Annotated in this window: 18 protein-coding genes; 8 read left to right on the top strand and 10 right to left on the bottom strand. The window is 57.6% G+C overall.

The genetic code is table 11. The annotated features are described in order from the left end of the window. Positions 1-219: 219 nt before the first annotated feature. On the bottom strand, positions 220-477 hold the full coding sequence (locus P406_RS19295; RefSeq protein ID WP_011267297.1) for a DUF1652 domain-containing protein: 258 nt from the start codon (positions 475-477) through the stop codon (positions 220-222). A 214-nt stretch (positions 478-691) separates the two neighbouring features. On the opposite strand from P406_RS19295, the gene P406_RS19290 reads away from it, so the two are divergent. The 3 genes from P406_RS19290 to P406_RS19280 all read left to right on the top strand — a co-directional run bounded on the left by P406_RS19290 (position 692) and on the right by P406_RS19280 (position 2422). Then, on the top strand, positions 692-1195 hold the full coding sequence (locus tag P406_RS19290; protein WP_046237052.1) for a cupin domain-containing protein: 504 nt from the start codon (positions 692-694) through the stop codon (positions 1193-1195). 261 nt (positions 1196-1456) lie between these two features. Then, a complete protein-coding gene (locus tag P406_RS19285; RefSeq protein WP_046237051.1) occupies positions 1457-1987 on the top strand; it encodes a hypothetical protein in 531 nt (176 codons plus the stop codon). Between the two features lie 66 nt (positions 1988-2053). Then, entirely contained in the window at positions 2054-2422 is a 369-nt protein-coding gene (locus P406_RS19280) for a c-type cytochrome (protein WP_046237050.1), read from the top strand. 66 nt (positions 2423-2488) lie between these two features. Here the strand turns inward: P406_RS19280 and P406_RS26845 are convergent, their stop codons facing one another. Next, complete coding sequence (locus P406_RS26845; RefSeq protein ID WP_046270237.1) at positions 2489-2659, bottom strand: DUF6021 family protein; 171 nt, start codon at positions 2657-2659, stop codon at positions 2489-2491. Between the two features lie 157 nt (positions 2660-2816). Here P406_RS26845 and P406_RS19275 point away from each other — a divergent pair, with 157 nt between their 5' ends. Continuing rightward, on the top strand, positions 2817-3236 hold the full coding sequence (locus P406_RS19275) for an iron ABC transporter substrate-binding protein (protein WP_046237049.1): 420 nt from the start codon (positions 2817-2819) through the stop codon (positions 3234-3236). Position 3237: 1 nt separating this feature from the next. On the opposite strand, the gene P406_RS19270 is transcribed toward P406_RS19275, so the two are convergent. Continuing rightward, positions 3238-3567: an EthD family reductase gene (locus P406_RS19270; RefSeq protein ID WP_046237048.1), complete on the bottom strand. Its 330-nt coding sequence runs from the start codon at positions 3565-3567 to the stop codon at positions 3238-3240. 152 nt (positions 3568-3719) lie between these two features. On the opposite strand from P406_RS19270, the gene P406_RS19265 reads away from it, so the two are divergent. The 3 genes from P406_RS19265 to P406_RS19255 all read left to right on the top strand — a co-directional run bounded on the left by P406_RS19265 (position 3720) and on the right by P406_RS19255 (position 5923). Further along, positions 3720-4013: a DUF6388 family protein gene (locus P406_RS19265; protein WP_003415874.1), complete on the top strand. Its 294-nt coding sequence runs from the start codon at positions 3720-3722 to the stop codon at positions 4011-4013. Between the two features lie 125 nt (positions 4014-4138). After that, entirely contained in the window at positions 4139-4828 is a 690-nt protein-coding gene (locus P406_RS19260; protein ID WP_004410220.1) for a crotonase/enoyl-CoA hydratase family protein, read from the top strand. A gap of 123 nt (positions 4829-4951) precedes the next feature. Beyond that, positions 4952-5923 (top strand): magnesium and cobalt transport protein CorA, encoded by a 972-nt coding sequence (locus tag P406_RS19255; RefSeq protein WP_003371567.1) that lies wholly within the window; start codon positions 4952-4954, stop codon positions 5921-5923. A gap of 63 nt (positions 5924-5986) precedes the next feature. On the opposite strand, the gene P406_RS19250 is transcribed toward P406_RS19255, so the two are convergent. Further along, complete coding sequence (locus tag P406_RS19250) at positions 5987-6715, bottom strand: amidotransferase (RefSeq protein ID WP_003415871.1); 729 nt, start codon at positions 6713-6715, stop codon at positions 5987-5989. 609 nt (positions 6716-7324) lie between these two features. Between P406_RS19250 and P406_RS19245 the strand changes: the two genes are divergently transcribed. Continuing rightward, positions 7325-7696: a rhodanese-like domain-containing protein gene (locus P406_RS19245; RefSeq protein ID WP_003415870.1), complete on the top strand. Its 372-nt coding sequence runs from the start codon at positions 7325-7327 to the stop codon at positions 7694-7696. 54 nt (positions 7697-7750) lie between these two features. Here P406_RS19245 and P406_RS19240 read toward each other — a convergent pair whose 3' ends face one another. The 6 genes from P406_RS19240 to P406_RS19220 all read right to left on the bottom strand — a co-directional run bounded on the left by P406_RS19240 (position 7751) and on the right by P406_RS19220 (position 12248). Further along, positions 7751-8581 carry a transglutaminase family protein gene (locus P406_RS19240; RefSeq protein ID WP_046237047.1) on the bottom strand — a complete coding sequence of 277 codons (831 nt, stop codon included), beginning with the start codon at positions 8579-8581 and terminating at the stop codon, positions 7751-7753. Beyond that, entirely contained in the window at positions 8578-9537 is a 960-nt protein-coding gene (locus P406_RS19235) for an alpha-E domain-containing protein (RefSeq protein WP_003415868.1), read from the bottom strand. Before P406_RS19235 ends, P406_RS19240 begins: the two co-directional genes overlap by 4 nt. Before the next feature lie 12 nt (positions 9538-9549). Then, positions 9550-10959 (bottom strand): circularly permuted type 2 ATP-grasp protein, encoded by a 1410-nt coding sequence (locus P406_RS19230; protein ID WP_003371557.1) that lies wholly within the window; start codon positions 10957-10959, stop codon positions 9550-9552. 165 nt (positions 10960-11124) lie between these two features. Beyond that, a complete protein-coding gene (locus tag P406_RS29460; protein ID WP_162234443.1) occupies positions 11125-11337 on the bottom strand; it encodes a hypothetical protein in 213 nt (70 codons plus the stop codon). A gap of 83 nt (positions 11338-11420) precedes the next feature. Further along, positions 11421-11762 (bottom strand): ribonuclease E inhibitor RraB, encoded by a 342-nt coding sequence (locus P406_RS19225; protein ID WP_003315117.1) that lies wholly within the window; start codon positions 11760-11762, stop codon positions 11421-11423. Between the two features lie 237 nt (positions 11763-11999). Then, complete coding sequence (locus P406_RS19220) at positions 12000-12248, bottom strand: hypothetical protein (RefSeq protein ID WP_032698242.1); 249 nt, start codon at positions 12246-12248, stop codon at positions 12000-12002. Positions 12249-12281: the final 33 nt, after the last annotated feature.

Here is a 12281-nt window from a genome sequence, read left to right as displayed (position 1 = left end):
CGACTCAAAGCCCGTTTCTCGGGAAAGCATCAAGTCATTGTCTTGGTGATGAACTAGCAAGGGTAGACGCTTCTGGATCGCACCACGCCATTGACGATTACTTGAGCCCCCCTCCTTCATCTCCATATCGATAAAACGCAAAGCCCCTGAACTCTGAAAGGAATTCAGGGGCTTTGCGAATGCGATCAAACAACCACAATCAAAACCCGACCCCAGTCCCTACGCCATCCGCCTCAGAGACAAATTCATCTGCCCCATCAGGTCTCGTTGTTCTCTCAGGGAGAGCACCAGCCGGGCGATGGATCGGCTGCTGTCTACCTCGGACAGGGACAGCCCCGTTACGTAGAGCTGGATATCACCTGACTCGGGATGGAGAAGCTTCACCGAGAAGGTTTCATTGGGCGCGACGACGCACTCGCACTTTGAAGGCAGAAAAGCTGTTTCAAGAACTCGCTGAATATCGGGTTTTGAAAACATGGTGCGTCCTCTGGAAGGGGCCAAATCGTGTTGTGAAGTGTAGACGAGTTTCAGGCGAATAGGTTTCCGAGCTGCGCAACGGATACACGCGGCGCGGGGGGCTTTTTGTGGCGGCTGCCTGGGGCTGTTTTTTCTGATCGAGGTAACTGCCTGCAACACCTGACTCGCTCTGGTCTAAAGTACCCTCTTCTGAACTCCCCGAGCCTCGACCGACATGAATGAACGCGCACGTGAACTGGCGTCTCGTCTGATTCGCAATTTCAACGAGGCCCCTCTCGCACATGAAGTTCGTGAACCGCTCTATGAAAGCTCGGCAGCCCGCCTGGGCACTGGCACGGCCGCGCAAAAGCTGGGGGCCTCGATTGATGTCGTGGCGCCGGGCAAGCGCTCCTGCCCTTATCATTTTCATCATGTGCAGGAAGAGATGTTCGTGATCGTCGAGGGTGAAGGCAGTTTGCGTGTTGCGGGCGAGATGCTGCCGATCAAGACGGGGGACGTCTTGTTTATCCCCGCGGGTGCCGATTATCCGCATCAGATAATCAACACCTCGCAGGCGCCGCTGAAGTACCTGTCGATCAGCACCCGGGAAACGCCGGAGGTTTGTGAATACCCGGACTCGGGCAAGTACCAGGCGATGGTTTCAGTGCAGGGAACCCGAGTGTTTACCGCCAACCAGCGGACCACGGAAAACCTCGATTACTGGGACGGCGAGCCGTGATTTGAATTGTTTGTAAATTGTATCCGGCAGTTCACGCTTTTTTCACGTTCGCGGGTTTATTGTTAACTCAATTCCCAGCAAGACCTTAAGCCCGCTACCCCCCATCGCGGGCTTTTCTTTGTCTGCGATTTGAGCATGCAGCGTTTGGCATGGGTCAAGAAACACCAGGGACACGACTGCTCAAGCAAGCGTCGGGCAGACAGGGAACATCATGCAGAAAACGATTTCCAAGCCCTACCTCCCGGATGAAACCTGTCAATCATGAAAAACACCCTGAAAAAAATGCTCCTCGCCGCGGCGTGTCTGGCGGCTGCTCCCGTGTTCGCTGCGTGTCAGATGACGCCAGTGGAGTACGACATGCCTTCGCAACGCCTAGACGAGGCCTTGCAGCAACTGGCCCATCGATCCGGCTGCCCGGTGAAGGTCGACCTGGGCGCAGACAGCAGCAGAAAGGTCAAGAAATTCAAGGGCACCTTCACCCCGGATCAGGCGTTGTGGCTGGTCTTGAAAAAAACCGGGCTGGAAGGTTATGTCGAAAATGACGGGCTAACGGTTGATCGTCGCGGCCAGGATTTTGTAAACCAGCGGGCAACAGAGCTACGCACGGCTATCGATAAGGCTGGCACACGGATGGAGGCCAGAAAGAAGAAGCGCTTCCTTCACCAACTGGACACCATCGAGTCCGGCGCGAAGAAGGTGGTCCTTGAACAGAGCTTTGTCAGCGCAGCCGAGATGGCGAGTTACAAGCGTGACTTCGACGAACTGTCGAGCCAGATACCGGCCAGCAAGTGATCCCGCGATAATTGCGCTAACATTTGCCCCTTTTGAGCGAAAGGCCGAACGCGCTGTGGATGACCGATGAAAAAAACCGCATTACTCCTGCTGGCACTGGCCCTGCCTGCGCTTGCTCATGGCGCGGGCGATGCGGAGGCCGGGAAAGCCGTGTTCACCCGCCTCTGCTCGGGCTGTCACAAGATCGGCCCCTCTGCACGCAGCGCATTTGGCCCGCCGCTCAACGGCATCATTGGTCGTCAGGCGGGGCAGCAGGAAGGCTACGTGTACACCGACGCGATGAAGAACTCGGGGCTGGTCTGGACGCGTGAAGAGTTGCGCACGTATATCAAGGACCCAAGCGAAGTTGTCCCCGGCACACGCATGAAGCTGTGGTGGATGGGTAGCGATGAGCGAATGGAAGATCTGCTGGAATATCTGGATGCCAACAAGTAGCACGAGGGGGTAAAGCGAGGTCCGGATATAAATCGCCCCCGGTACTCACCGAGGGCAATCTGTCAGTTACTTGTCCGGTGTGTAAGGCGGGTAATCATCCTTACTGCCTTTCTCGGTGGCAGGAGTCTTCGCAGGCTCGGTAGGGTCGATCTGCGGGTCTTGGGTGTTCGGCGACTTCTCGTCGAAACCCGGATCATTCTTGTGGTGTTTGCTGCTGCCTGGCTGGGTGCCGGTCATATGCGCCTCCGTTTTTAAATTCAGGACCTGATATTCAGAGAGCCTGCGGCCACAGCCGTGCGATGTGTCTGACGAACGGGCCTGGCAGAGGGATATGGCAGCGACAAAGAGCAAGTGGTAGCCTTGCGCCATGCTCGCGTCCAGTAGGGATAACACAATGAAAAGGCTTTCAATAACGCTGTCGGTGTTCGCTTTGCTGGTCAGCGGCGCAGCGTACGGCGAGATCTTCAAATGCACATCACCCCAGGGCAAAGTGAGTTATGCATCTATCCCGTGTGATGAAAGCGCGCAAAGCGCACTGCAACGCAAAGGCCCAGCCTATATGCGGCACGCAGACGAGCCGCTGGACTACGTTCACAAGACCAACCTCAAGGCAACCGAATACCTGAAGGTCGGCGGTCGCACTCGAGTGCAGGTGATCGAGACCGAACGCTACAAGGCTTTCCAGCGAAACCGCCCGCCTCCCCCGAACATTCCGTCGCAGTGCCAAAGCCCGCGTTACGACAGTCAGTGTTTCGATCCGTCGGGTGGAATGTCCTCGAAAAAACAGGCGGCGTTTCGGGATGCCGCTCGATAACTTACAGAGCGGTTTTTACATCGGCGCGCACTTCGCTGATCTGAATTTCAGGGATCAGGTCGGTGTAGTTGATGATATCGGCATTGATCTGCTTTGAATGCGGCCCCATGCCGGCTTCAAAGTCTTCAATGGAATCACAGTAAATGTGGCACATGCCGATATACACAGGGTCGGAGCCTGGTGTGGCTCCGCCTATGCCGCGGTCCACGCTGTAACCCTTGCAGTACTTGCCCATCAGCTCCTGCACCAGCGGCATGTGTCTGTCACGATAGTAATCGTGGTCGAAACGGGCACCCTCTTCATACGCATACAGCACGCTCACTTTGATCATAACGACAGGTTCCTCTTCAAATGATCGATAAATTCGTGCGGACAACCGTTTGCAAGTGCTGACACCAAAGGCCACCTCCCTCACAATCACGCGGTCTTGCCAGACTACTCAAAGAGACAGCCTGGCTATCGAAACGTTTGAGGCAAAACTACATGAATACACTTGAGTGGAACGAGGCCGCGCTGGCGAAATACCTCGCGACCCATCCGACCCTGAAGGATGAAATCAGCGCCTTGAGCCCCAAGGAGCAAAAGCAGCAAGTGCAATGGGCGTTCGAAGACGAGGCCGAGAGCCAGGGTATCGAGACCTGGGAGCTGGCCTTGGAGCTGATTGCCGAGTCGCCCGAACAGTTGCAGAGCATGCGCCTTGAAGCACACCGCCAGGTCGCCGAAGCGCTGGGGATGGAGTGGGAAGAATATTGCGGATTCAACGATATCCAGCCATGACGCGGCGCGCAGTCGGCGCTAAATCAGCCATTGATCGGCACACCATTCAGTGACCCGGCAGTCAGCGCTTTACCTGTTCCTTAGGGATGAGTAACGTCTGCTCACTTCAATAAAGGAATCACGTCATGAGTGATCTGGTCTCGTACCATCTGGACGACGGTGTCGCCACGCTGACCCTGAACAACGGCAAGGTCAATGCCATTTCCCCGGACGTGATCGTTGCGTTCAACGCGGCGCTGGATCAGGCCGAAAAGGACCGGGCCATCGTTATTCTCACCGGCCAGCCGGGCATTCTGTCGGGCGGTTACGACCTCAAGGTCATGACCTCCAGCGCCGAGGCCGCGATCGAGCTGGTCGCACAAGGCTCGACGCTGGCGCGGCGCATGCTGTCGCACCCCTTCCCGATCATCGTCGCCTGCCCAGGCCACGCGGTTGCCAAGGGTGCCTTCCTGCTGCTGTCTGCCGATTATCGAATCGGTGTCGCCGGGCCGTTCAGTATCGGCCTGAACGAGGTGCAGATCGGCATGACCATGCACCATGCCGGTATCGAACTGGCACGCGATCGGCTGCGCAAATCGGCGTTCAATCGCTCAGTGATCAACGCCGAGATGTTCGACCCTGAAGCAGCGATGGCCGCCGGTTTCCTCGACCGGGTGGTCAGCGTCGAGGAGCTGCAGAGCACCGCGCTGGCCGTCGCCGGGCAGTTGAAGAAGATCAATATGAGCGCGCACAAGAAGACCAAACTCAAGGTCAGAAAGGCCTTGCTCGACACGCTGGAGGCGGCGATCGAACAGGATCGGCAGCACATGCTCTGATCCTCAACCAAAGCCCGTGTCAACGGGCTTTGGTTTATCGGCGAACTCATACGCGTTTGATCAATCTGATCAGCGACCGCGCATGTTTTTGCGCCACTGACAAATTGAAGAAGCGATAGCGCCATGGGCCGAGTTGTTGCAGCAGCGGTGTACAGCAAGGGCAAAAAAGTCCGTGATATTACCCTCGATGAGGGCGCTGCCTGGGCAGCCAAGCCCGATCATTTCGTCTGGATAGGACTGGAACAGCCCACCAACGCGGAGCTGACCAGCCTCAAGGAGCAGTTCAACCTGCATGAGCTGGCCCTTGAAGACGCGCTGGAGGTGCATAGCCGTCCGAAGCTGGAAACCTTTGGCGATGCACTGTTCATCGTGACTTACGCCCCCGTGCGCGACAACGGCAAGCTGCTGTTCATCGAAACCCATATCTTCGCCGGCAAGGGCTATGTCATCACCTCGCGCAACGGCCACTCCAAGTCCTACGGGCTGGTGCGTCAGCGCTGCGAGGCCAGACCACTTCTGCTGGAGCACGGCGAAGACTTCGTGCTCTACGCGCTTCTGGACTTCGTGACCGAGAACTATCAGCCGGTGACCGAAGCCATCCACGCCGAGCTAGAGCAACTGGAGCAGAGCGTCATTGGTGGTTCGTTGCGCGAGTCCGACATCCAGCACATTCACGCCCTGCGCCGCGACCTGTTACGCATGCGCCGCTACGTGGCACCGATGGTGGAAGTGGGCGAAGAATTGCAGAGACTGAGTTTTCCGTTTATCGACAAGAACATGCGCCCCTACTTCCGCGATGTCGAAATTCACGTCAAGCGGCAGATGGAAGACTTGGGCAACCTGTGTGACATCGCCAGCCAGACAATCGAAATCGGCCTGCTGCTGGAGTCTTCGCGGCAAAGCATCGTGCAGCGCAAGTTCGCCGGATGGGCAGCGATTCTGGCGTTCCCGACGGCCATTGCCGGCATCTACGGCATGAATTTCGAGAACATGCCTGAACTCAAGTGGGAATACGGCTACTTCATCGTGCTGGGCGTCATTCTGGGCGGGTGTACGGCGCTGTTCGCCAGCTTCAAGCGCTCCGGCTGGCTATAACTCCGCCACCGCATTCCCGTTCAGACAATCCAGCAAGCGCATGACGATGAGCCATGCGCCGGGTCAGACGGACTGTTTTTCCGGCTTGTGCGCCACAAAGCGCATCATCCATTCCGCCACGGTCGCGCCATGATGATCGTGGTCCAGGCTGGCGACACCCTGCTGGTAAATCTGCTCGCCCAGCGCTTCCTGACGAAGGTCAAGCAAGGTGCGGGAAAAGTCATGGATGAACTCGGGATGCCCCTGGAAGCACAGCACCTGATCATTGATATGGTAGGCGGCAAACGGGCAGAACTCGCTGGACGCAAGCACCGTCGCGTTCTCGGGCAGCGCGGTAACCTGATCCTGATGGCTGATCAGCAGCGTGAGGCTGTCCATCGCCGGCGTCATCCACGGCCTGGCGGGGGCCAGTTGATAATGGTGAATGCCGACGCCCCACCCCTGCACCGCACGCTCGGTCCTGCCGCCCAGCAGCAAGGCCAGTAACTGGTGACCGAAGCAGATGCCCAGCAGTTTTTCGCCGCGCTGATACAGCTCCAGCAGGTAGACCTTCAAGGTCTGAATCCACGGGTCGGTGCCAAATGAATCGGCCTTGCTGCCGGTCACCAGGTAAGCATCGAACTGCTCGTCTGCAGGTGGATAGTCCCCTTGCACCACGTTGTAGACCGTCAGCTCTGCGGCGATGGGCTGGCGAGCGAAGAGTAATTCGAACATCCGCCCATACCCATGATATTGCTCGACCAGTTCAGGCCGCAGATTGTCGGTTTCCAGAATACAGATGCGTAAAGACATAAAAGGGACCCTGAAGCAGTAATGAGGCAATAGCGCACCGGCAGAGCCTGCCTTGAAGACCTCGGCAAATCAAGCTGCCCCCCGGCCCGTTTCAGACGTTTATTCCATGTAGGAAAATTCTGTCCCGGACGAACGGTGCAAAGCTGACGGCCAATGCCGAAGCGTCTAGAAAAGGGCTGTGCATTCAGCGCCGCACCCGGTAATAACGTTTGCTTCTAGATAAACACATTGAGATTCCTAACAGTTCTAAGCTGAACGGCACCTCGGCTCTATGGTTATATCTGTAACAGGAGGCGCGCAAAATCCTTTCAGCGCTCGGGCCAGCGGTCGAATGACCGGACCCACCTGTTCAATGCACAACCTTGCCAGCAGTCGATTATCTGTCTTGCAGATCGGGCCTGCTTCTGTCGCTCAGGAATAACAACAAAAGGCGGTCAGCCATGTTCAAGTACAAACACTCCAAAGTACGTCAGGCGGGATTGATCCTCTTCACCACTGCGCTGTTATTGATCGTGCCTAACCTGAATCGATTGTTTGGCTGATCCACGCGCTTTCGATCAACGTTCAACTGTGCCACTCTTTCCCTTCGCACTTAGGGAGGTTGAATGTATGCGCCAATGGATTGCTGTTTGTGCACTTGTCAGCAGTTTCGCAGCACACGCGGGGATGGTCGATCAGGCTGCGGCCGTGGCAGCGCTGAAGGAAGGCAAGCTGGCGATGGATGTGCGTAGTCAGACCGACTATGACGCAGGCACAGTACTGAACGCCGTGCGCGTCGATGACCGACGGCTGGTCAATCAGATGAAACAGGTGCTCAACGATCGCAATGCGGTGTTCGTGATTTTCAGCAGCACGGACAGCAAGGCCGACAAGGCTCAGGACCAGCTCCGGGCTGCGGGCTACTTCAGCGTCATCAATGGCGGCAACTATGAAGAGCTGCACAACGCGCTCTACGACATCACCGACGACCCCGCCGAATAAGTAATGGCCGGGCAGTTGAGCCCGGCCATTTCATGACGCACAGCCCGTTACGGTTTACTGATGCTGCGTCTGGACCTGCACGCGGGTTTTCACTTTCGGCGTGCCGGTCATGGGCGACACCACGACTTTGGCGTGCATATGCTCGGATCCGCCGCCGCGCCGCATGCCGCGCACCGGACAGGCGTCCAGATAGTCCAGCCCTACCGCCAGTTTCAAATGACGCTCGGGGATGGCCAGCTGATTGGTGACATCGAAACTGTACCAGGCGTCGTCTATCCAGGCCTCGGCCCAAGCGTGGCTGGACAGATGTTCGCTGTCTTCGCTGCACAGATAACCGGAGACATAACGAGCCGGCACCCCGAGGCTGCGGGCACAGGCCAGAAACGCGTGGGTATGGTCCTGACACACGCCCGAGCGTCCGGCGAAAGCCTGCGCGGCACTGGTGTCCACCTCGGTCGCGCCCTGGGTGTAGGTCATGTGCTGGTTGAGCGCCTGCATCAGGTCGATCAACCCGGTGCGGTCAGCTCGTTTGCGGCACTCCATCGCCGCAAAACTGCGAATCGCTTCGTCAGGCTCGGTCAGTCGGGTCACGCGCAAGAACGGCAATGCCGACTGGCTTTCGTGCTCGGCCTCGCGGGTCTCGTCGATCTCCACCTGCCCGCGCGCGCCGATGATGATCGCTTCGTGCGGCTCTTCGAGGCTCAGAACATGCAGGATATTGCCAAAGGGGTCGATCTGCGCACGCACCGGACGTGGCAACGTCAGCTGCCAGCTGAGCACTTGCTGACGCTCACTGTCGTGAGGTGTCAGGCGCAGATACTGGATACTCGAGCGCACCTGGTCATCGTAGTGATAGGTGGTCTCATGGCTTATCGAAAGTCTCATGCAGCCTCCAGATACGAAGTGTGAATGGCATCACCCAGTTGAGCCAGCATCGGAATGAATTCGTTCAACCACTCGTGCAGGCCTTCAGCCAGAATCTCGTCGATGCTGGTATAACGCAATCTGGCGTCCATCTCGGCCGCCATGCGCTGTGCGGGTCGACCGTTGACGCCCGGCAGGCTGGCCAGAATGACGTCCATCTCCTCCAGGCACGCGCGCAGCGAGCGCGGAATGTCGGCACGCAGCAGCAACAGCTCGGCAACCTGACGCGCGCCTGGCGCATCCCGATAGACTTCAGTGTAAGCCTCGAACGAGGACAGTGCGCGCAGCAAGGCGCTCCACTGGTAATACCCGGCCGCCGAGTTGTCTGCCGCAGCGTTGGCCTGTGGCCCACGCAATTCAAGCATCTCATAACGGGCATCGAGCATGCGCATGGTGTTGTCGGCGCGCTCGATGAACGTACCCAGACGGATGAAACGGAACGCATCGTTACGCATGATGGTGCCGTAGGTCGCACCACGGAACAGGTGCGAACGCTCCTTGACCCATTCGCAGAAACGGCTCATGCCGTAGCGGGTCAGGCCCTGCTGGGCGATGCCGCGAATCTCCAGCCAGGTGGAGTTGATGTTCTCCCACATGTCTGCGGTAATGCGCCCGCGCACCGCGTGCGCACTGGCCCTCGCTGCGCCCAGGCAGCTGTAGATGCTCGCCGGGTTGGTGGCGTCCAGGGCAAAGAAGTGCAGCATGCGTTCGGCATGCAGCTCGCCATGACGCTCGATATAGGTTTCCAGGGTGCCGGTGATCAGCAACGGCATGGCTATTTCATCCAGCCCGTCGCCCCGCCCGTCCTGCGGCATTAGCGACAGCGAATAGCTCACGTCCAGCATGCGGGCGAGGTTCTCCGCTCGCTCCAGGTAACGCGACATCCAGAAAAGATCAGAGGCAGTTCTACTTAACATTGGCAGGCATCCTTAATCCTCGACCACCCAGGTGTCTTTGGTTCCGCCACCCTGCGACGAATTGACCACCAGTGAACCTTCACGCAAGGCCACTCGGGTAAGCCCGCCAGGCACAACGCGGGTTTCACGACCGGACAGAACAAACGGGCGCAAATCGATATGTCGCGGGGCGATGCCGTTCTCGACAAAGGTCGGACAGGTCGACAGGCACAAGGTGGGTTGGGCGATGTACGCATGCGGCTTGGCCTTGAGGCGTGCCCGGAAGGCTTCGATCTCGGCGGCGGTCGCTGCGGGGCCGACCAGCATGCCGTAGCCACCGGAGCCCTGGGTTTCCTTGACGACCAGATCGCCGAGGTTGGCCAGCACATGGGACAGCTCTTCCGGCTTGCGGCACTGCCAGGTCGGCACGTTCTTGAGAATCGGCTCTTCGTCCAGATAGAAACGAATCATGTCGGTGACATAGGGGTAAACCGACTTGTCATCCGCGACGCCGGTACCGATGGCATTAGCCAGCACCACGTTGCCGGATCGATAGGCAGACAGCAGCCCAGGGACGCCCAGCATCGAATCAGGGTTGAAGGCCAGCGGATCGAGGAATGCGTCATCGAGACGACGATAGATCACATCAACGGCTTTCGGGCCGTCGGTGGTGCGCATGAACACGCGGTCATCGCGGACAAACAGATCGGCACCTTCCACCAGTTCGACGCCCATCTCGCGAGCCAGAAACGCATGCTCGAAAAAGGCGCTGTTGAAGCGGCCAGGCGTCAGCACCACGACACTCGGGTTGTCCAGATGGCTGGAACTCTTGAGCGTGTCGAGCAACAGGTTCGGGTAGTGGTCGATCGGCGCAATGCGCTGCGCGGAAAACAGCTCCGGGAACAGGCGCATCATCATCTTGCGGTCTTCGAGCATGTAGCTCACGCCGCTCGGGGTGCGCAGATTGTCTTCCAGCACGTAATAGGTGCCGTCACCGTCGCGCACCAGATCGACGCCGGAAATATGCGAGTACAGATCGCGGTGCAGATTCAGGCCCTGCATTGCCAACTGGTACTGCTCGTTGGCCAGCACCTGTTCGGCGGGAATTATCCCGGCCTTGATAATCCGCTGGTCGTGATACAGATCGGCCAGAAACATGTTCAGCGCCTTGACGCGCTGAATGCAGCCACGCTCGACAACCCGCCATTCGCTGGCCGGGATGCTGCGCGGGATGGTATCGAAAGGGATAAGCCGCTCGGTGCCCTGCTCATCACCATAGAGTGTGAACGTGATCCCGGCACGGTGAAACAGCAGATCGGCTTCGCGCCTGCGCTGAGCCAAAAGTTCGGGAGGCGTATCACCCAGCCAGCGGGCGAACTCCCGATAGTGCGGACGGACTACGCCGCCCGCATCGTACATCTCGTCATAAAAGGTGCGGATCATGCCGTACTCCTTGTCACCATGGACACCAAGACCATCGCAAAGCCCGTGCCACCGGCATAAACGCTTTGATTTCAAAAGGTTAGGTAAACACCCGACGCTCTACGCACCATTCCTGTGCATTAAACGCCCAAGCCAAATCTTTCACGCCTCATTCGGAAGCGTCATTCAACCGTGAAATCTATGATCAGCATAGTCAGAGTTGATTTCCGCCAACGACATTAGTTCGCCACACTCCACAGCAACCGAGCAAACAGGGCACCAAAAGCCTTTTTTGCCGCCACCGATATTTTGTCCAGCAAGCCAAAAATGCCTGCGGATTTTAAACAGACTTCCCTTTGCGCCACTCGTTTGAGTGGCTTTTTTTTGACCACTGTTCATGAACAAGCACCAGAAACACAACCGGCCGATCCGGAAAGTATCCCGAATCAGCCGGTGGTGTGTTACCTGACAATCCGCAGCCATCAAGCGTGCAGTCTTCTGATCTCCTGAGTAACGCCCCATCCCTCGACTTCGCCGTCCATAGGTGAAATGACCGTCTGGAAATCCTGCTCGAAGTCACCAATGCCGTCATAGGTCGCATACATGACTTTGCTCAATTGCAGGTGCCAATGGCCGTCATCACGTACGTTTACCTGAGTGTTGAGGGATTCGCCGCGAAATTGCTCTGCGGCCTGCCGTGCCCGTTCCTCGTCCGGGAAGATGGCGTAGAACTCGATGGGATAGATTCGCGCGAAGTCAAAACCGCCTTCTTTCATGCGGCGCAGTACGTTACTGCTGATGTCCTCTTGATAGGCTGTGCTCATGAAACGTCCTCCTATGCAACGATAGATAGAGTTTCAACTCTTCCAGAGCGACCGCCGAGTCTTCGGAGGCCACCTCACGACAGATAATCCGACGCGGGGAATCAAGCATGTAGCTGACCGGACCTGGCTTGGCGCCGGTCGGGTATCGAGATGTCAGAGGCTGCGTGAACAGCCTCATCTGCAGAGTAGCCCCATCGTGGGCCGGATGCCAAGTGGTTGCCACGAAAAGGTTTTTGATCAACGCAGATCAGGCGACTTTTCTGTAATGGAAATGATCTGCACACTGTTATGGTCCTTGAGCGTCTTCACGGTAGGATCATCAGTACGCCCATCAAGGTCATTGAGATCCAGCTCATCAGTCACTGGATACAGGCCCTTGCGCAGTAGACGTGCAACTTGCTCATCACTGGGATGCTGTTCAAAATCGGCCTCAAGGTGCTGCCGCACACCATCCTTGTCCAGATACACAATGGTCCACTGTTTCATCAATGCCTCCCATACGAAGCCAGGCACTCTGGC

It is taken from the genome of Pseudomonas syringae pv. coryli str. NCPPB 4273 (assembly GCF_000972175.1).
GTDB lineage: Bacteria > Pseudomonadota > Gammaproteobacteria > Pseudomonadales > Pseudomonadaceae > Aquipseudomonas > Aquipseudomonas syringae.
Note: the sequence above shows the minus strand (reverse complement) of the source record. Positions and strands in the feature narration are given on the sequence as shown.